The organism is Amycolatopsis sp. FU40 (assembly GCF_021903635.1).
In the GTDB taxonomy this organism is placed as follows: Bacteria; Actinomycetota; Actinomycetes; order Mycobacteriales; family Pseudonocardiaceae; genus Amycolatopsis; species Amycolatopsis dendrobii.
On record NZ_CP091381.1, the window covers coordinates 9,362,548 to 9,380,016 of the forward strand.

Annotated in this window: 17 protein-coding genes; 8 read left to right on the top strand and 9 right to left on the bottom strand. The window is 67.0% G+C overall.

The features are described from left to right. Window positions 1-4 precede the first annotated feature (4 nt). The gene (locus L3Q65_RS44365) at window positions 5-1,012 is read left to right on the top strand and encodes a HAMP domain-containing sensor histidine kinase (protein ID WP_237598312.1); all 1,008 of its coding nucleotides are present in this window, start codon (window positions 5-7) and stop codon (window positions 1,010-1,012) included. A gap of 1 nt (window position 1,013) precedes the next feature. Here the strand turns inward: L3Q65_RS44365 and L3Q65_RS44370 are convergent, their stop codons facing one another. Continuing rightward, window positions 1,014-1,877 (bottom strand): 3-hydroxyacyl-CoA dehydrogenase family protein, encoded by an 864-nt coding sequence (locus tag L3Q65_RS44370; protein ID WP_182892270.1) that lies wholly within the window; start codon window positions 1,875-1,877, stop codon window positions 1,014-1,016. 99 nt (window positions 1,878-1,976) lie between these two features. Here L3Q65_RS44370 and L3Q65_RS44375 point away from each other — a divergent pair, with 99 nt between their 5' ends. Then, on the top strand, window positions 1,977-2,387 hold the full coding sequence (locus L3Q65_RS44375) for a hypothetical protein (protein ID WP_182892269.1): 411 nt from the start codon (window positions 1,977-1,979) through the stop codon (window positions 2,385-2,387). Here L3Q65_RS44375 and L3Q65_RS44380 read toward each other — a convergent pair. From L3Q65_RS44380 to L3Q65_RS44390, 3 genes are all read right to left on the bottom strand, one after another. Beyond that, a complete protein-coding gene (locus L3Q65_RS44380; RefSeq protein WP_182892268.1) occupies window positions 2,371-3,276 on the bottom strand; it encodes a carboxymuconolactone decarboxylase family protein in 906 nt (301 codons plus the stop codon). The genes L3Q65_RS44375 and L3Q65_RS44380 overlap by 17 nt on opposite strands. A 1-nt stretch (window position 3,277) precedes the next feature. Next, window positions 3,278-3,904: a TetR/AcrR family transcriptional regulator gene (locus L3Q65_RS44385; protein WP_237598313.1), complete on the bottom strand. Its 627-nt coding sequence runs from the start codon at window positions 3,902-3,904 to the stop codon at window positions 3,278-3,280. Between the two features lie 100 nt (window positions 3,905-4,004). Next, on the bottom strand, window positions 4,005-4,748 hold the full coding sequence (locus L3Q65_RS44390; protein WP_182892266.1) for an SDR family oxidoreductase: 744 nt from the start codon (window positions 4,746-4,748) through the stop codon (window positions 4,005-4,007). Between the two features lie 91 nt (window positions 4,749-4,839). On the opposite strand from L3Q65_RS44390, the gene L3Q65_RS44395 reads away from it, so the two are divergent. Then, on the top strand, window positions 4,840-5,448 hold the full coding sequence (locus L3Q65_RS44395) for a TetR/AcrR family transcriptional regulator (RefSeq protein ID WP_182892265.1): 609 nt from the start codon (window positions 4,840-4,842) through the stop codon (window positions 5,446-5,448). 3 nt (window positions 5,449-5,451) lie between these two features. Here L3Q65_RS44395 and L3Q65_RS44400 read toward each other — a convergent pair whose 3' ends face one another. After that, window positions 5,452-5,976, bottom strand: coding sequence for a TetR/AcrR family transcriptional regulator (locus L3Q65_RS44400; protein ID WP_237598314.1), 525 nt, complete (start codon window positions 5,974-5,976; stop codon window positions 5,452-5,454). On the opposite strand from L3Q65_RS44400, the gene L3Q65_RS44405 reads away from it, so the two are divergent. After that, window positions 5,975-6,994 carry an SDR family NAD(P)-dependent oxidoreductase gene (locus tag L3Q65_RS44405; protein WP_237598315.1) on the top strand — a complete coding sequence of 340 codons (1,020 nt, stop codon included), beginning with the start codon at window positions 5,975-5,977 and terminating at the stop codon, window positions 6,992-6,994. The two genes, L3Q65_RS44400 and L3Q65_RS44405, sit on opposite strands and share 2 nt — an antisense overlap. Window positions 6,995-7,095: 101 nt before the next feature. On the opposite strand, the gene L3Q65_RS44410 is transcribed toward L3Q65_RS44405, so the two are convergent. Both L3Q65_RS44410 and L3Q65_RS44415 read right to left on the bottom strand, forming a co-directional pair. Continuing rightward, window positions 7,096-8,193, bottom strand: a complete 1,098-nt coding sequence (locus L3Q65_RS44410; protein ID WP_182892587.1) for a C40 family peptidase — start codon at window positions 8,191-8,193, stop codon at window positions 7,096-7,098. A 671-nt stretch (window positions 8,194-8,864) separates the two neighbouring features. Next, on the bottom strand, window positions 8,865-9,812 hold the full coding sequence (locus tag L3Q65_RS44415) for a nucleoside hydrolase (RefSeq protein ID WP_237598316.1): 948 nt from the start codon (window positions 9,810-9,812) through the stop codon (window positions 8,865-8,867). Window positions 9,813-9,864: 52 nt separating this feature from the next. On the opposite strand from L3Q65_RS44415, the gene L3Q65_RS44420 reads away from it, so the two are divergent. Then, entirely contained in the window at window positions 9,865-10,620 is a 756-nt protein-coding gene (locus L3Q65_RS44420; protein WP_037712791.1) for an acyltransferase, read from the top strand. A 66-nt stretch (window positions 10,621-10,686) separates the two neighbouring features. Continuing rightward, entirely contained in the window at window positions 10,687-11,031 is a 345-nt protein-coding gene (locus tag L3Q65_RS44425) for a nuclear transport factor 2 family protein (RefSeq protein WP_237598317.1), read from the top strand. A 482-nt stretch (window positions 11,032-11,513) separates the two neighbouring features. Here the strand turns inward: L3Q65_RS44425 and ilvA are convergent, their stop codons facing one another. Both ilvA and L3Q65_RS44435 read right to left on the bottom strand, forming a co-directional pair. Then, the gene (gene ilvA, locus L3Q65_RS44430; RefSeq protein ID WP_182892261.1) at window positions 11,514-12,770 is read right to left on the bottom strand and encodes a threonine ammonia-lyase IlvA; all 1,257 of its coding nucleotides are present in this window, start codon (window positions 12,768-12,770) and stop codon (window positions 11,514-11,516) included. A gap of 61 nt (window positions 12,771-12,831) precedes the next feature. Continuing rightward, the gene (locus L3Q65_RS44435; protein WP_182892260.1) at window positions 12,832-14,256 is read right to left on the bottom strand and encodes a short-chain fatty acyl-CoA regulator family protein; all 1,425 of its coding nucleotides are present in this window, start codon (window positions 14,254-14,256) and stop codon (window positions 12,832-12,834) included. 229 nt (window positions 14,257-14,485) lie between these two features. Between L3Q65_RS44435 and aceA the strand changes: the two genes are divergently transcribed. Then, entirely contained in the window at window positions 14,486-15,775 is a 1,290-nt protein-coding gene (gene aceA, locus L3Q65_RS44440) for an isocitrate lyase (protein ID WP_037811829.1), read from the top strand. 70 nt (window positions 15,776-15,845) lie between these two features. After that, window positions 15,846-17,450, top strand: a complete 1,605-nt coding sequence (gene aceB, locus L3Q65_RS44445) for a malate synthase A (protein ID WP_237598318.1) — start codon at window positions 15,846-15,848, stop codon at window positions 17,448-17,450. The last annotated feature ends 19 nt before the right edge of the window (window positions 17,451-17,469 follow it).

The following is a 17,469-nucleotide window of genomic DNA, read 5'->3' on the forward strand; positions in this document are numbered from 1 at the left end:
GCTGGTGTTCCTCGGCGGGCTGCTGGTCGCGCTGGTGCTGGCGTACCCCGTCGGGAAGGGCCTGGCCATGGTGCTCGGGACCTATGCGGACCAATCGTTCTGCCCGCGCGGCACCGGCTGCCGTGACCCGCTGGGCACGATCTGGTGGTTCCTGCCGCTGGTCGCTGTCGTCGTGCTGGCGATTCGCGCGTGGCGTCCGCTGGTGTCCTGGGTCGTGCGGCCGCTGCTGGATCTTTCGTCCACGATCGACGAACTCGGCCCGCGGAACCTGGGGCAGCGCATGCCGTCGCACCAGACCGAGCACGAATTGCGCGTCCTCTCCACGGCGGTCAACGGAATGCTCGACCGGGTCGCTGTCGGCTTCGAAGGCCAGCGCCGATTCGCCGCGAACGCGTCACATGAGCTGCGCACGCCGCTAGCGGTGCAGCGGACGCTCGCTGAGGTCGCGATCGTCACCGGCGGGGGAGAGGACGTGCAGCGGCTCGCGGCGCAGCTGCTGGTCGTCAACGAACGCAATGAGCAGCTGATCGAAGGCCTGCTGGTGCTGGCCGAAGCTGACCGCGGCCTGCCCGGCGCCATCCCGGTCCGGCTTGACGAGCTGGTGGACGCCGTCGTCGCGCGGTACGGCGATCAGCTGACCGAACACGAACTGACCCTGCGCCGTCAGTCGGCCGAGCGCACGGTATCCGGCGATCCCCTCCTGCTGGAAAGGATGATCGCCAACCTCGTGCACAACGCGATCAAGTACAACCGTCCCGGCGGATGGGTCGAGGTGAACGTCGGCGGCGAGCCGGCGCTGAGCGTCCGCAACTCCGGCGACCGGGTGCCTGCCGAGGCGGTCGATTCGCTGTTCCAGCCGTTCCGCAGGCTGACTGCCGAACGCCTGAACCATCGCGACGGAGCCGGCCTCGGATTGTCGATCGTGAACTCGGTAGCCACCGCACACCGCGGCCGGGTGTCCGCGGTCGCGGTGGCGGACGGCGGGCTGCAGGTCGACGTCGTGCTGCCGTGATTCAGCCGTACGAGTAGAACCCCTCGCCGGTCTTGATCCCGAGCTTCCCCGCCTCGACGTAGCTGCGCAGCAGCTCCCTCGGCCCGGCGGGAAGGTGCGGATTCTCGTCCGCGTAATGGTTTTCGATGTCCAGCACGACGTCAAGGCCGACCTGGTCCATCATCTGGAACGGCCCGTACGACAGGTGCCAGTTGATCTTGAACATCCCGTCCACGTCCTCCGGCCGGGCGACGCCCTCCGCGACGACGGCCAGCGATTCCCGTTTGATCGCCGCCCACACGCGGTTGAAAATGAAGCCGACGCTTTCCTTGCGCGCCTCGAACGGATGAATGCCGAACTCCGGCAGCACTCCGAGCAGCGTGTCGAGCACGGTCCGGCCGGTTTCGCCGTCGGACATGAGGTCGACCGCGTTCGCCGTCGGCGGCATGTAGAAGTGGATGTTGCACATCCGCGATTTGTCGCGCACCTTCTCGGCCATCATCCGCGACGGATACGACGACGAGTTCGTGGCGAAGATGGTGTCGGCGGGCGAGGCTTCGTCGATTTGGCCCCACAGCGGGATTTTGATGTCCAGCCGCTCTGGCACCGCCTCCACAACGAGCCACGCGTCGCGCAGCGCGTCCTCAATCGACGCTGCGTCCTCGACCTGGCCGACCTCGCCGCTGCCGCGTTTTTCAATCAGGACAGGCAACGCCTCCGCCACGTATTCCGCCGCCGCGGCGACCTGGTCGGCGCTCGGGTCGCTGATCCGCACGGTCCCGCCGCGCGAGGCGAACATCAGCGCGATGCGCCTGCCCAGCGTCCCGGCACCGAACACGGTGACCGGCCGGTCGCGGATCTGGTCGAATGTGTACGCGTACGGCATGGCGGCTCACCTTTCGATCTTCAGCCAAGAAGACCACCCGTCCTCGTCCGCCGCAATTCCGCGCCCACCGCCGGGGGAACGGCCGCGTAGAATGCGACGGTGGTCGAGGTCCGCGAAGTTCGCCGTCTCTGTTACGGCTTCGCCCGTCGTACCGGCGGGACCTTGACCGACTTCCGTGTCCCGGCCGTCACCCCGAACTTCTGGCAAGCCGTCATCGAGTACCCCGGCCGCACAGTCTCGGTCGTCGCGGCCAACGACGTGCCGGTGATCGCGCTCGCCCGCCCTCGCTCGCTCGACTTCGCACCAGCGCGGGAATCCGGGCCGTTGGAGTTCGTCGACGAACCGGAACTGGCCGCTGTCCTGGCGGAGACGGAGCGGTTCCAGGTGCTCACGCCGGCTGACCTCGAACGTTCCTTCAACGCCGAAGACTGGCCGCACCTCACCCGTTCCGACATCGCGTATTGGAAACCGGCGACAGTCGGCGAAGCTTTGTTCAATTACTGGGACTGACCTCCCGCACTCCAGACAGCGGGAAGGTGCCGCCGCCGGAAATCGTGACGGAGCCGGTGAACACGTCCCCGTCGACGGTGCCGGTGACGCTCACCTCGAAGCGCGCCGGATCAGTCACCAGCGCGCTGAAGGCGACCTCCTGGCCGTCGACCGTCCCCGACACGATGGGGACCGTGACCTTCAGCTGAGTGTCAAAAATGGAACCGGACACCCTGGTGCCGTCGGTCGCGAGTTCGAGCAGCAGGTCTTTGCTTCCTGCCGGATGCGTGAACGTGACCTTCCAGTTGCCGTCCGGGCCGGTTTCGCCGCTGGCCGGCCGAACCTGCTGAGAAGCGGCAGCCACTGGCGCCGGAGGTTCGCCGAGCGCGGGTTGCCCAGGCTTCACCGGGACGCCCGCGGAATTCAGGAACCCCGCCATCATCCGGTAGTAGCCGACAAGGAACAGGACCTCGATGATCTCTGCATGGTCGCGGGTCGCGGCGAGAGCTGCCCAGGTTTCTTCGGACACGAAGACATCCGCGCACAGCTCGTCGGCGGCACGCAGCACCGCGTCGTCCTCGGGCGGCCAGTTGGCGTCTGGATCGGAGAGAGCCGCGATCTCCGCTTCCGTCGCGCCGCCGCCGAGCGCGGCGGGCGCATGGTTGGCCCACTCGTACGGAGCGTCGCACCGGAGCGCGACGCGAAGAATCGCCAGCTCGCGGATCCGTGGATGCAGTTTCCCTTGGCTCAGCAGGTAAGCGCCTAACGCGCCGGACGCCTGCATCACTTCCGGTGCGCGGGCGAGAACCTGGATCACGGTGTCCGCGCCGAGTTTCGCCAGTTTTTGCTGGTCGGGCTCCATCTCGTCGAGTTCGAGCGGCGGGATGCGGGGAATCGTCGCGTGCGGCATGTCAGTTTCCTTCCGCGGGCAGGCGGTCGAGCGCCGCCTGCGCTTCGTCGAGGCTCAGTTGCGGATGCGAGTAGATGTCGATCAGCGCGCGGGCGAGCATGTTGTCGCCCGCTGGGCTGAGGATGTCGATGCCTGCCGCACGGGAAATGTGCTGGTGCAGCACAGTGATGGACAGCGCCATCGCGGCACCGATCGCGGCGCGGACCTTGGGGTTGACCGTCGGCGGATCCGTCCGTTGCCGATCAGCGGCGACAAGCCGGCTCGTGCCGAGGTCGACCATCTCGTCGAACAACGGCGCGACGCCGCCTTCGACCAGCGCCCGGACGAGATAGTCCCGGTAGGGCCCGACAGCGATCCGGGCCGCCGCGACAGGATTCGCGGTGACGCTGGTGGCCAGATCCTCCGGCACCTGGTCGTTGAGCTGTCGGAGGAGCTTGATCAGGTGGGCGTCGCACGCCTCGCGGAGTGCCTGTTTGGACCCGAAGTGATGCCGCACCAATCCCAAGGACACCCCGGCTTCCACCGCGATGCCCCGGATCGTGGCGCGCTCGAAGCCGTACTCGCCGAAGTGTCGCATCGCCGCGTCGCGGATACGGGCACGCGCGGTCAGGTCATCGGAGTCGGTCATGACATCATCGCTATACGCATGAATAGTAGACTACACGCTTGTATAGTCCACGTGTCAGCGCGAAACGGCGGGAACGTCGTTGTCCCCGCGCTGACGCTGGTCAGAACTGCTTTTCGCCGCCGTCGACGTAGATGTTCGCGCCCAGGATGAAGCTGCTCTGGTCAGAGGCGAGGAACAGCACGGCATCGGCGACCTCGCGCGGCGTTCCCATCCGCCCGAGCGGAACCCTCGCCGCGAAGCTCGCCCGAGCCTCATCGACCTTGTCCGCGCCGACCGCCTTCTCGAGCACCGGCGTGTCGATGGTTCCGGGCGACACCACGTTGACCCGGATCTCACGGTCCTTCAGTTCGTTGGCCCAAGTCCGGGCATAGGAACGGAGGGCGGCTTTGGACGCCGCATACGTCCCGAACGAAGCGAGGCCGTCATCCGCGCGCACCGACGAGTTCAGGATCACCGACGCGCCCTTGTTGAGCAGCGGCAACGCTTTCTGCACGGTGAAGAGCGTGCCGCGAACGTTGGTGGCGAAGACTTGATCGAAGTGCTCCGCGGTGGTCTCCTCCAGGCTTGCGAAAGATCCCGCCGCCGCATTGGCGAAAACGACGTCGAGCCCCTTGCCGCGGGTGCGAACCGCGTCGTAAAGCCGATCGAGGTCCGCCAGATCGGCGATGTCACCCGCTACCGCGGTGGCTGAGCCGATGCTCTTCACGGCAACATCCAGCGCGTCCTGGTTCCGGCCGGTGATGAAGACGTGCGCCCCCTCGGCGGCGAGCCGCTCGGCCGCGGCCAGGCCGATCCCGCTGCTCCCGCCGGTGACGACCGCTGTCTTGCCCTCGAGCTGTCCCATTGCTGACCTCCGAATTATTCGGTACCGATCGGTACTTAAAGTGACCGTAGCACTTCTGAACCGATCGGTACCGAAGAGGTATGCTGGCGAGGTGACCGGTCAGGACAAGGCGCACATCGGCCGCCCGCGCGGATTCGATGCCGACGAGGCGCTGCGACGCGCCATGCTGGTGTTCTGGGAGCAGGGCTACGAAGGGGCCAGCTTGGCCGACCTGACCGGGGCGATGGGCATCACGAAAACCAGCATGTACGCGGCTTTCGGCAACAAAGAGCAGTTGTTCGGCAAGGCTTTGGCGCTCTACGACGAAGGCCCGGCTTCCTATGGCCCGCAAGCGTGGGCCGAGCCGACTGCCGCCAAGGTGGCCGCCGCGATGCTCAACGGTGCCGTCCGAGCGACGACCGACCCCGACTGTCCGCCCGGATGCCTGGGCGTCCAAGGCTCATTGGCGGCCGGCGAACTAGGCCGCCCCGCACGCGAATTGCTCGTTGAGTGGCGAAACGCGGCACGTCGCGCCCTTGAGAAGCGATTCCAGCGCGCCATCGACGAACACGATTTGCCGCCGAACGCCGACGCGGCACGACTGGCCCGCTACGTCATGACTGTCGCGTTCGGAATCGCCGTCGAAGCGGCAAGCGGCGCAACCCGTGAAGAACTGCAGGAAGTCGCCGACGCGGCCCTGTGCAACTGGCCGCCTGCCTGAGTTTCAGCGTTTGCAGTAAAGGTTGACCGCGATGGTCATTCGAGCGCGGAACTCGTCGCGGGTCTCCGCGTCGTGCTTGATCCCGATCGCGGTGCTGATCAGTGTTCCGGCCACATCGGCGGCGGAGCGTCCCCCGATCGCCTCGACGACCAGTGTGCGGAACCGTTTCGGGTATTCGGTTGGCATGGTGCCGAGCAGGTCGGGATTCGAGTCGATCAGAACGCCGATCTCCGCGGCCATCGGCCCGACGTAGCGACCGGCCCAGTGGTCGAACGCCTCGACCAGCCGCTCGCGCAGCGGTTGCCGCGAATCGGCGAGAGCGAGCCGGGCTGCCTCGATGCTGCCGTCGAGCGAATGCTGCACAGTGGCGCGGAACAGCTCCGGCTTGGACGAGAAGTAGAAGTACAAGCCAGGACGCGAGATGTTCGCAGCCTTCGCGACGTCATCCATGGACGCCTTGCGATAGCCGTAGCGCGCGAACACCTCCAACGCCGAGTCCAGTACGTGCGTGCGTCGATCACTGCCCATGGACACACTATACAAACAAAGTCCAATGCGTATAGTCCGAAGGGTGTCTCAAACCTCCCTGATCCGCACAGCCTTCGACGCCACCAGCACCGCCGCCGACGTCGTCACAGGCCAGAACCTCACCGGCGTCCGCGCGATCGTCACCGGTGCCACGTCCGGCCTTGGCCGCGAAACAGCCCGCGCGCTCGCCTCCGTCGGCGCGGACGTCACCCTGGCCGTACGAAACACCGCTCTCGGTACGAGCGTCGCCGAGGACATCGCCGCCTCCACCGGAACCCGCACCGTCCGCGTCGCACACCTCGACCTGGCCGACCTCGCCACCGTGACCCGCTTCACCGACACTTGGGACGGCCCGCTGCACCTGCTGATCAACAATGCCGGCGTCATGCGTCCGGCCCTGGGCCGCACTCCGCAGGGTTGGGAACTGCAGTTCGCGACCAATCACCTCGGCCACTTCGCGCTGGCACTGGGCCTGCACGACGCCCTGGCCGCAGGCGCGAATCAGCAAGGAACGGCCCGGATCGTCGCGGTGACCTCCGGCGCGCACATGTACTCACCCGTTGTCTTCGATGACATCCACTTTACCCACCGCGCCTACGATCCCCAATTGGCTTACGGGCAGTCGAAAACGGCCAACTCGTTGTTCGCCGTCGAAGCGACTCGCCGGTGGGCAGCCGACGGAATCGTCGCCAACGCGGTCAACCCCGGCGGAGTTTCCACTGGCCTGCAACGAGATTTCACCCAAGACATGAAGGACCATCTAGACCGGCTCGAAGCCGCCGGGGTCTTCGCCTACAAGACCATCGAACAAGGCGCGGCCACCGCTCTCGTCGCCGCGACCGCTCCAGAATTCGCCCATAACGGTGGCCATTACCTGGACGACGGCAACGAAGCCGTGACAGTTCCAGACCATGTCGACCTGGCAGGCAACAGTCATGCAGTAAAACGCTGGGCCCGCGACGCCGCGTCCGCGCAGCAGCTATGGGAGGTCTCCCTGGACCTGGTCCGTCAACGCTGACGGACCCAACACGGTCTGCGAATGCGCGTAGTTGGGTTGCCACAAGGGCATTTCTCGCGTTCGCAGGCTTCCACTGCGCACACGACAGGTTGAGCCGCGGGTCAGGCAGTCGGACGCCCTGCACCCGCGTAGTCGTCACCGGGCTTCCGATACGGATGAACCTGCACCGCCTGCCCAGTCTGCGGCGCGTCGATCATCTGCTGATTCCCGATGTACAGCCCCACATGATGGATCTTCGTAGCGGGCGCACCGTAGAAGATCAAATCGCCCAATTGGGGTTCGCTCACATGGGCAACGCTGCGGAATTGCGTGTCCGCCGTCCGCATCAGCTTGACATCAGCGCTCGCGTAAGCCGCGGTCGTCAGGCCGGAACAGTCGAATCCCGGGTCGGCGTCGCGAGTGCCGTTGCCGCCCCAGACATACGGCAGCCCAATCTGGTCAATCGCGAAATCGACCGCAGTGAGCACCGCGGGATTAGGCGGCTGATCGCTCTGGCCGACCGTGCCGTAGACGTTGGTCGTCGCGAGCGTCCGATGCAAAACGACCGGAGCCGGCTCCAACGTGGCGACTCCGTTCCACCAATCTGTCGCCAGATCGCGGCCATTCGCACAGAGCGCGCGCCCAGCCGTGAGTGCCGAGTCGTCGATGTTCTGAATGTCAGGCTTGCCGCCGGACGCACTGCGCTGCCACTTGCTCCACACCGCGGGGGAGAGCTGCAACGGCCCCGCGGCTCCCGGCGTCGAAACCGGCCGGTGATAGAAGTCGAGAACTTCCACCGTGCCAAGCGGTTTCGCGAGAGTCCCGTTCTCTCCGACTCGATTACCCTGCGCCCGTCCGTGATCGCTGGTGATCTTCCCGATCGCGGCGAGAGTGATCCAGGACAGGTGACAGTCGGGCTGTTCCTTGCTGAGCGTGACGGTCGCCTGTGCGTACCCGTTCATCGCCCGCAACGGAATGTCGAGCCACTGACTGGTCCGCGACGCCCACACCCCGAACTCCCCAGCCCGCGGCACCCCAGGCTGGGTCGGCACCACCGACGTAGGCACAGTCGAGACCGGAGCCGTCTTCGAGCTATTCGGCACCAAGGACGAGGTCGCCGCGACGTTCCCGGAATTCGCGTCACCGGTGCCGCCCGGCAAAATCTGCACCGCGACGACCAACGCCGCAACGACCACCACAACCGCCGCCAACGTCACCACGGCCCGCCGATTCCGCGCGAGAAAACCCTGCCTCGCCGAACGCGCGACCCCTTCGCCCGCCGAGGCACGGACCCCGTCGCCATTTAACGGCGACGCGCTGGTCAGCTCAGGCGAGTCGCTTCCGAACGATGACTCACCAGCCAGCTCGAAGGTTTCGCCACCGAGCGGCGAAATGCTGGTCGACGGAGGATTTTCGCTATCCGCTGGCGACGATTCGCCGCCCGACGAACGACCGGAGCTAACTGATTCGCCGCCCGCTGGCGACGCCTCGCCCGCGGGGGAACGACCGGCGCTGGCTGATTCACTACCGACCAGCGACGCCTCGCCCGCGGACGAATCACCCGTGCCAACCGATTCGCCACTCAGCGGCGATTCACTGGTCGACGGAGGATTTTCGCCATCCGCTGGCGACGATTCACCGCCCGACGAACGACCGGAGCTAACTGATTCGCCGCCCACTGGCGACGCCTCGCCCGCGGGCGAACGACCGGAGCCGCCAGATCCGCCGCCCACCGGCGCCGCCCCACCCGCAGACCGATCACCCGCACCAACCGATTCGCCACGAACCGGCAACGAACCCGCACCCCCAGGCTCCCCGCTGCCCGCACCCGCCGCCGCACCAGGCGTGACCTGCGATTCGCCATCCAGCGGCGATCTCCCGGCCCCGTCCATCACCGGCCCCCGGCGAGTCTCGACAGCACGAACTCGCGCAACACGTCCAGTTCCGTATCCACCGCCACCTCGACCGGCCGCCCGGTCGGTCGGTTCGGGACCGCCCGCCGGTCGACGATCGTCATGCCGCGGGTCGGGCCGAGGCCGGAGTCGATGTCGACCGGGTAGGTCTCCGCGCGCAGGATGCCCGGGCGGATCGCCTCGGCGACGGCCACCGCGTCGTGCAGGACTATGCCTTCATAGCCGAGCACCTGCCGGTAGTGCGCCAGGTAGTCGGGAGTGAACGAGTTCAGCGCCTGCCCGACTGGTCCGGAAGCCGCGAGTTTTGCCAGCCACGTGCTGTCGACCGCGCACCGGTGGGTGAGGTCGAGGGGGACCATCACGCACGGAACGTCGTCCTCGGCGATCACGCGCCGTGCTGCGTCTGGATCGGCCCAAATGTTGAATTCGGAGACCGCAGTCGAGTTGCCGAGGGTGATTGCGCCGCCCATCAGGACGATGCGAGCGATCTTCGAACGCACTCCGGGGTGGGCCGCGAGCAAGGCGGCGATATTGGTGAGCGGGCCGATCGGCGCGATGGTCACCGGTTCGTCCGAGGCTTCGAGCAGCGAAACCATCAGGCTGACCGCGTCGAAATCCTCAAGCGGACGGGTGGCGTCGGGCAGCGAAGCGGCGTGCCCGGAAAGTCCGTCGGAGCCGTGCACGGTGCTTGACCGGTGCAGTTCGCGGTAGAGGAGAGGCCGCGAGGCACCTGCGGCGACCGGCACGTCCGGCCGGTCGCACAGCTGCAGCAGACGGCGTGCGTTCGAGGTCGTCGTGGCCAGCGGTACGTTGCCGAAGACAGTCGTCACGCCCAGCAGGTCGACGTCCGCCGACCTCGCGGCCAGCGCGATCGCGAAAGCATCATCGACGCCGGGGTCGGTGTCGATGATCAGCTTGGTCCCCATCCTGCTCCCCTTGCGTGTGGCCGGCCGTCGTCCACAGGTTACGGTCAAGGGCATGACGTCGATGTGGGGTGCGCCCGCGTTGTCGCGCGTGCGCGCCTGGCGGCGGGCCCGGCGGGACCCGCACCAGGCGAAGTTCCTGACGGCCGACTCGCTGCGCTGGATCCTGCGCAATCGCGCCTACACGCCGTGGTACCTCGTGCGCTACTACCGGCTGCTCAAATTCCGCATCGCGAACCCGCACATCATCCTGCGCGGCATGCTGTTCCTCGGCAAGAACGTCGAGATCCACTGCCGCCCCGGATACGGCCGGATGGAAATCGGCCGCTGGGTGCACATCGGCGACGGCAACGCCATCCGCTGTCACGAGGGGTCCCTTCGCATCGGCGACAAGTCGGTGTTCGGACGGCAGAACGTGATCAACTGCTATCTCGACATCGAGCTCGGCGCCGCCACGCTCGTCGCCGACTGGGTGTACATCTGCGACTTCGACCACGTGACCGCGGACATCCACGTGCCGATCAAGGACCAGGGCATCGTCAAATCGCCGGTCCGGATCGGCCCGGACACGTGGCTCGGCACCAAGGTCAGCGTCCTGAAGGGCACGCGCGTCGGCCGCGGCAGCGTGCTCGGCGCGCACGCGGTAGTGCGCGGTGACATCCCGGACTACTCGATCGCGGTCGGTTCACCGGCCCGGGTGGTCCGGAACCGCGAGGACGACTACGCCGCGGATGCGGCCCGACGCGAGGCCGTCGCCGACATGGCGCGCAAGGCGAACAAGGCGCTGCAGAAAACGCTCGGCGACAGCTGACGCCAGCGAGCTGCGCGTCGATTCAGCGCGGCGAAAATCACCTGACAGCGCCGATAACCTCGCCTTATGAGCGAAGCCCTGCGTCGGCATGTCGCCGCCTTCAACAACCGTGACCTGCAAGCCCTCCTCGACGGCTTCACCGAGGACGCGGTTTGGATCACCGGCAGCAGCGTCGTGCGCGGACGCGACGAGCTCACCGAACTGTTCAGCAGTGCCATGGAGCAGCTTCTTCCGACGTTGACGGTCGAGAACGTTCTCGCGGACGGTGACCAGGTCGCCGCCCAATTGACCGAGCGGCTCACCCACAACGGCGAGGAGCACGTTTTCGCCATCGCTGGCTTCTATCGGCTGTCCGGAGCCCGCATCAAGTCGGCGAAGATCTACCGCGAGGGAAGCGCCGAACTCGACTGAGCGGTGTTGCCGTTTTTTGGCGAATCGCGCTGAACTGCAGAAACGATCCTTGGTGGAGCTCGATTGACCGGTCGGCAGCAGGGATCGGGACGCCGAAGGCCCGCGCTCAGGCGCTGCCGTCGGATGGCTCCGACAGCGCCTTCGCCGCTGCGTCGTCGATGAAAGCAGCCTTCGCTGAGGTGCCGATGCCGCGGTCAGTGAGGGAGCGATGGGCGATCGAACGCTTCGGCGTCGCGGCGGTCTGTGCGGTGCGCGGAGGTCCCGGAACGCGAGCACCCGACCGAGTTTCCCGTTGAAGGCTTCTGGAGCGGAAATGCCGAGAGCGTCTTCGTGCCAGTGCCCGATCGCCTGAAAACTGGCGACAACGGCGTGCACGTGCTCGCCGCGTTCGCGCGAGTCCGCCCATTGATACTGGCGCTGAGGCGAGCAAATGCCGCAAACCTCAGACACCCAATCCGTCGTGCGGGCAGACCAGCGACACCTCAGAGCAGGAAGTGGAACAACGGACTCCCCGGCTCGACCCGCTCCACCTGCAGCGGGCTCTTCTCCAGCCGAGCCAGCAGTCCGGGCAGGTCCGCGCGCCGCGGGATCTCGACCCCGATCAGCGCGGGACCGATCTCCCGGTTGTTGCGCTTCACGTACTCGAACCGCGTGATGTCGTCCTCCGGGCCGAGGATTTCGTCCAGGAACCGCCGGAGCGCGCCAGGCTCCTGCGGGAAGCTGACGAGGAAGTAGTGCTTCAGCCCCTCGTGCATCAGCGAGCGTTCGAGGATTTCGCTGTACCGGCTGACGTCGTTGTTGCCGCCGGAAACGATGCACACGACCGTCTGCCCGGGCTCGACCTGCACGCTGGTCCCGAGAGAAGCTGCCGCGAGCGCGCCCGCAGGTTCGGCGATGATGCCGTCCGACTGGTACATCGACAGCATTTCCGTGCACACCGCGCCCTCGGCGACGGACGTCAGTTCCGCGCCGCTGTCGCGGATCAACGGGAACGTCACCTGACCGGCCTCGCGCACTGCGGCACCGTCCACGAACGGGTCCACCGCATCGATCCGCACTGGTTCGCCCGCTTCGAGGGCTGCCGCCATGCACATCGCCCCTGCCGGTTCGACGCCGACGACCCGGATGTCCGGATGCCGCTCGCGGACCCACGTCGCGATCCCGGCCAGCAACCCACCGCCGCCGACCGGCACCACCAGGACATCCGGCACGAAGCCGAGCTGCGAAACCACTTCAAGCGCGACAGTGCCCTGGCCGGCGACAGTGCGTACGTCGTCGAACGCCGGAACGAGCGTCGCACCAGTGCGGTGGGCGTCATCTTTAGCCGCGGCGAAGGCGTCTTCGTACGTCTCGCCGACGACGATGACTTCGATGTGCGCGCCGCCGAGAGCCGCGATGCGTTGACGCTTCTGCCGAGGCGTCGTGCCCGGCACGTACACGCGACCGTTCGCCCCTAAGCGGCGACACGCGTATGCGACGCCTTGCGCGTGGTTGCCAGCGCTCGCGCAGACGACACCGCGCGCCCGCGTCTCGGCGTTGAGCTGCACGATGAAGTTGTACGCACCGCGGATCTTGTACGAGCGGACCGTCTGCTGGTCTTCGCGCTTAAGCCAGACGCGCGCGTCTACGCGGGACGAGAGACGCGCGTTGGGCTCCAAGGGCGTGCGTGTGACCACGCCCGCGAGCCGTTCGGCGGCCTGCTCGACCAGTTCTGCATTCACCGTGTCGATGTCGTGCACTCGGGTGAATGTACTTCGCACCCGGTGAACACGTCCGGGGCACTCACGTCACTGGCCGCGTTCACGTCTTCGGCACCGCCGGGTACGGGACGAACGTGCTGGTGTTTTCGTCCACCGTGAGCGGTTTGCCGATCGCCGGAAACGCGCGTTGCGAACAAGCGGGCCGGTCGCACACCTTGCACCCCATGCCGATCGGCGTCGCGGCGGCGGGTTCGTCCAGGTCAAGGCCGGTCGAGTAGATCAGCCGGCCGGCGTGCCGCAGTTCGCAGCCGAGACCGACGGTGAACGTCTTGCCCGGGCTGCCGTACCCGCCGATGTTGCGCGACACCGTCCGCGCGACCCAGAAGTACCGCTTGCCGTCCGGCAGCGCCGCGATCTGCGTGAGGATCTTGCCCGGCGAGGTGAAGGCCTCGTAGATGTTCCACAACGGGCAAGCGCCGCCGACGCGCGAGAAGTGGAAACCCGCCGCTGACTGGCGTTTCGACATGTTCCCGGCTCGGTCGACGCGCACGAACGAGAACGGCACCCCGCGCTGTTTCGGGCGTTGAAGAGTCGACAGCCGGTGGCACGTCGTCTCGAATCCGACTCCGAAGTGGTCGCAAAGGCGCTCGATGTCGTACCGGAACTCCTCTGCCGCGGCCAGGAACGGGCTGTACGGCAGGATCAGCGCGCCTGCGAAGTAGTTCGCCAGGCCGACGCGCGCGAGCGTCCGCGCGGCCGGGCCGGAAAAAGCCCACGAATCGGCGAGTTCGGTGATCAAGTCGTCGTATTCCAGCAGCGCGATCTGGGACGCCATCCGGAACGCCTGCTGACCGACCCGGAGGCTCGGGGCCAGCCGCAACACCCGCGTCGCCGGCTCGTATCGATGCTGTTCACCAGCGGATTCGTTGATGCCCTCGTTCGTCACGTCGACGCCGTAGCGCTGCCACAGCCGTTCCTTGAGCGACCCGAGCACCGAGCCGCGCCGCAGCGGGATCTGCGCGGCCATCCGCTCGGCCCGCTCGTCCAGCTCGGCGACGTAGTTCTCCCGCTCGTAGAAGAAGTCGCGGACCTCCTCGTGCGGCAGCGGCGCGGCGGCGCTTCCATGCAGGCCGAGCCCGTTTTCCGTGGTCAGAGCGGCTGTGCTCTCGACCGCGTTGCGGTAGCTGCGATGCAGTTTCACCAGCGCCTGGGCGATGGACGGCAAGTTGCTGGCCAGGTCGTTCAGTTCGCTTGTCGTCGCTTCGATGCCCACAGCCTCGTCGAGCAGAGCTTCCTTGACGTCGGCGACGAGCCGCGAGGTGTCGTTGTTGGCGAAGAACTCGGTGTCGACGCCGAACGCCTGCGTGATCCTCAGCAGCACCGGCACGGTCAGCGGGCGCGAGTTGTGCTCGATCTGATTGAGATAACTGGGTGAGATCTCGAGCACACGAGCGAGATCCGCCTGGCTCATCGACCGGCTTTCGCGCAGATGCCGCAGCCGCGCGCCGGCGAAAGTTTTGTCCATGGGTGCTCCGTCCGGCCGGAAGGTTTCCGGGCCTGAACGATTACGTGAACGATCAAGCCCGCGAATTTTCGCTGGGGTTGCGAACCGATGATTCGCAACCTTTGCAGCATGCTAGGCAATCTTCGCAGAAATTGGCAAATTGGAGCAGTAGACCGAGTTTTCCCGCTCGTGTCAGGGTCGTGACCAGGCAAGGCGAGCAATCGCAAACTTCGCAACACGGGAGAGTCCGATGACCGAGCAGGCCAATCAGCTCGAGCAGGCGGCGGCCGAGCTGGCCGAGCAGTGGAAGACCGACCCCCGCTGGGCGGGTGTCCAGCGGACCTACTCCGCCGCCGACGTGGTGAAGCTTCGCGGTTCTGTCGTCGAAGAGCACACCCTCGCCCGCCGCGGCGCCGAGAAGCTGTGGGAGCTGCTGCACAGCGAGGACTACGTCCACGCGCTGGGCGCCCTCACCGGCAACCAGGCCGTGCAGCAGGTGCGTGCTGGCTTGAAGGCCATCTACCTGTCCGGCTGGCAGGTCGCCGCGGACGCCAACCTCGCCGGCCAGACCTACCCGGACCAGAGCCTCTACCCGGCCAACTCGGTTCCGGCCGTCGTCCGCCGCATCAACAACGCGCTGGGTCGCGCCGACCAGATCAACTGGGCCGAGGGCAACGGCGACATCGACTGGTTCGCCCCGATCGTCGCTGACGCGGAAGCAGGCTTCGGCGGCCCGCTGAACGCGTTCGAGCTGATGAAGGGCATGATCGCGGCCGGTGCCGCGGGCGTGCACTGGGAAGACCAGCTCGCGTCCGAGAAGAAGTGCGGCCACCTCGGCGGCAAGGTCCTCATCCCGACCAAGCAGCACGAGCGCACCCTGAACGCCGCCCGTCTCGCCGCCGACGTGCTGAACGTGCCGTCCCTGGTCGTCGCCCGCACCGACGCGCAGGCCGCGACCCTGCTGACCAGCGACGTCGACGAGCGCGACCGCAAGTACCTCACCGGCGGCCGCACCTCCGAGGGCTTCTACGAGGTCAACAACGGCATCGAGCCGTGCATCGACCGCGGTCTGGCCTACGCGCAGTACGCCGACCTGCTGTGGATGGAGACCTCCACGCCGGACCTCGAGGTCGCCCGCAAGTACGCCGAGGCGATCAAGGCGCAGTACCCGGACCAGATGCTGGCCTACAACTGCTCGCCGTCGTTCAACTGGAAGAAGCACCTCGACGACGACACCATCGCGCGGTTCCAGCGCGAGCTCGGCGCCATGGGCTACAAGTTCCAGTTCATCACGCTGGCCGGCTTCCACGCGCTGAACTACTCGATGTTCGACCTGGCGCACGGCTACGCCCGCAACGGCATGAGCGCCTACGTCGACCTGCAGGAGCGCGAGTTCGCTTCGGAGGAGCGCGGCTACACCGCGACGAAGCACCAGCGCGAGGTCGGCACCGGCTGGTTCGACCTGGTGTCCACCGCGCTGAACCCGGAGAGCTCGACCACCGCGCTCAAGGGTTCGACCGAAGAAGACCAGTTCCACTGACGCACCCCGCGGGCCGGCGATTCCGGTCGCCGGCCCGCCCCTTCCCTTTCCCCCTTCGCGGAGGTACGAGATGGCTGACACGTTGAACACCCGCATCGAGGTCACCGGGCCCGCCGATGGCCGCTTCGCCGAGATCCTCACTCCGGCAGCACTGGACTTCGTAGCCAAACTCGACAACACCTTCGCCGGACGCCGCCGCGAACTCCTCGACGAGCGCCGCCGCCGTCGCGAGCGGCTGCAGTCGGGGGAGGAGCAGCTGGACTTCCTGCCCGAAACGCGGTCGATCCGGTCGGACGAGAGCTGGCACATCGCCCCCGTCGCGCCCGGTCTGGAGGACCGGCGCGTCGAGATCACCGGCCCGACCGACCGGAAGATGACGGTCAACGCGCTCAACTCCGGCGCGAAGGTCTGGCTGGCGGACTTCGAGGACGCGACCTCGCCGACCTGGCACAACGTCGTCGACGGCCAGCTCAACCTGTTCGACGCGATCCGCCGCAACATCGACTTCACCACCGAGGCCGGCAAGCGCTACACGATCGGCGACGACCCGGCGACGATCGTCGCCCGCCCCCGCGGCTGGCACCTGGTCGAGAAGCACATCCGCATCGACGGCCGCCCGGTTTCGGCGAGCCTCGTGGACTTCGGCCTGTACTTCTTCCACAACGCCCGGCAGCTCCTGGCCCGCGGCAGCGGCCCGTACTTCTACCTGCCGAAGCTGGAAAGCCACCAGGAAGCGCGCTTGTGGAACGACGTGTTCCTGCTGGCGCAGAAGGAACTCGGCATCCCGCGCGGAACCATCCGCGCGACCGTGCTGATCGAGACGATCACCGCGGCCTTCGAGATGGACGAGATCCTCTACGAACTCCGCGAGCACGCGGCCGGCCTGAACGCTGGGCGTTGGGACTACATCTTCAGCGTCATCAAGAACTTCTCCGCGCACGGTGCCGACTTCGTGCTGCCGGACCGTGCCCAGGTGACGATGACGGTCCCCTTCATGCGTGCCTACACCGAACTGCTCGTCAGCACCTGTCACCGCCGCGGAGCGCACGCGATCGGCGGGATGGCCGCGTTCATCCCGAGCAAGGACCCGGTCACCAACGAGAACGCGCTGGAGAAGGTCCGCCAGGACAAGGAACGCGAGGCCGGCGACGGCTTCGACGGCTCCTGGGTCGCGCACCCCGGCCTGGTCCCGGTGTGTCGCGAGGTATTCGACCAGGTGCTCGGCGGCTGGCCGAACCAGCTCGGCAAGCTGCGTGAAGACGTGGCTGTCGACGCTTCGGACCTGCTCGACGTCGCGAGCGCCGGCGGCGAGGTCACCGAAGCGGGCGTGCGGGCGAACATCAATGTCGCCCTGCGCTACATCGACTCCTGGCTGCGCGGCACCGGTGCCGCGGCGATCCACAACCTCATGGAGGACGCCGCGACGGCGGAGATCGCGCGATGCCAGGTGTGGCAGTGGATCCGCAACGGCACGAAGCTCGAGGACGGCACGGCGCTGACCCACGAGCTGGCCGTCGAGTTCCTGGACGACGAACTGGCGAAGGTCCGCACCGACCTCGGCGCGTCGGCCCGCCTCGACGACGCCCGCGCGATCTTCACCGAGACCGCTCTTGGCGAGAAGCTGCCGAGCTTCCTCACGACTGTCGCCTACGCCCGCTACCTGACTGAGCGGTGACAGGCTCCGGTCGCCAGTG

What these genes read in the sequence shown, in the direction of transcription:
- L3Q65_RS44370 (WP_182892270.1), bottom strand. Translation starts at nt 1,877, where the DNA reads ATGCCGTACGCGTACACATTCGACCAGATCCGCGACCGGCCGGTCACC.
- L3Q65_RS44380 (WP_182892268.1), bottom strand. Translation starts at nt 3,276, where the DNA reads ATGCCGCACGCGACGATTCCCCGCATCCCGCCGCTCGAACTCGACGAG.
- L3Q65_RS44385 (WP_237598313.1), bottom strand. Translation starts at nt 3,904, where the DNA reads ATGACCGACTCCGATGACCTGACCGCGCGTGCCCGTATCCGCGACGCG.
- L3Q65_RS44390 (WP_182892266.1), bottom strand. Translation starts at nt 4,748, where the DNA reads ATGGGACAGCTCGAGGGCAAGACAGCGGTCGTCACCGGCGGGAGCAGC.
- L3Q65_RS44405 (WP_237598315.1), top strand. Translation starts at nt 5,975, where the DNA reads ATGGACACACTATACAAACAAAGTCCAATGCGTATAGTCCGAAGGGTG.
- L3Q65_RS44400 (WP_237598314.1), bottom strand. Translation starts at nt 5,976, where the DNA reads ATGGGCAGTGATCGACGCACGCACGTACTGGACTCGGCGTTGGAGGTG.
- L3Q65_RS44415 (WP_237598316.1), bottom strand. Translation starts at nt 9,812, where the DNA reads ATGGGGACCAAGCTGATCATCGACACCGACCCCGGCGTCGATGATGCT.
- L3Q65_RS44420 (WP_037712791.1), top strand. Translation starts at nt 9,865, where the DNA reads ATGACGTCGATGTGGGGTGCGCCCGCGTTGTCGCGCGTGCGCGCCTGG.
- L3Q65_RS44425 (WP_237598317.1), top strand. Translation starts at nt 10,687, where the DNA reads ATGAGCGAAGCCCTGCGTCGGCATGTCGCCGCCTTCAACAACCGTGAC.
- L3Q65_RS44435 (WP_182892260.1), bottom strand. Translation starts at nt 14,256, where the DNA reads ATGGACAAAACTTTCGCCGGCGCGCGGCTGCGGCATCTGCGCGAAAGC.
- aceA (WP_037811829.1), top strand. Translation starts at nt 14,486, where the DNA reads ATGACCGAGCAGGCCAATCAGCTCGAGCAGGCGGCGGCCGAGCTGGCC.
- aceB (WP_237598318.1), top strand. Translation starts at nt 15,846, where the DNA reads ATGGCTGACACGTTGAACACCCGCATCGAGGTCACCGGGCCCGCCGAT.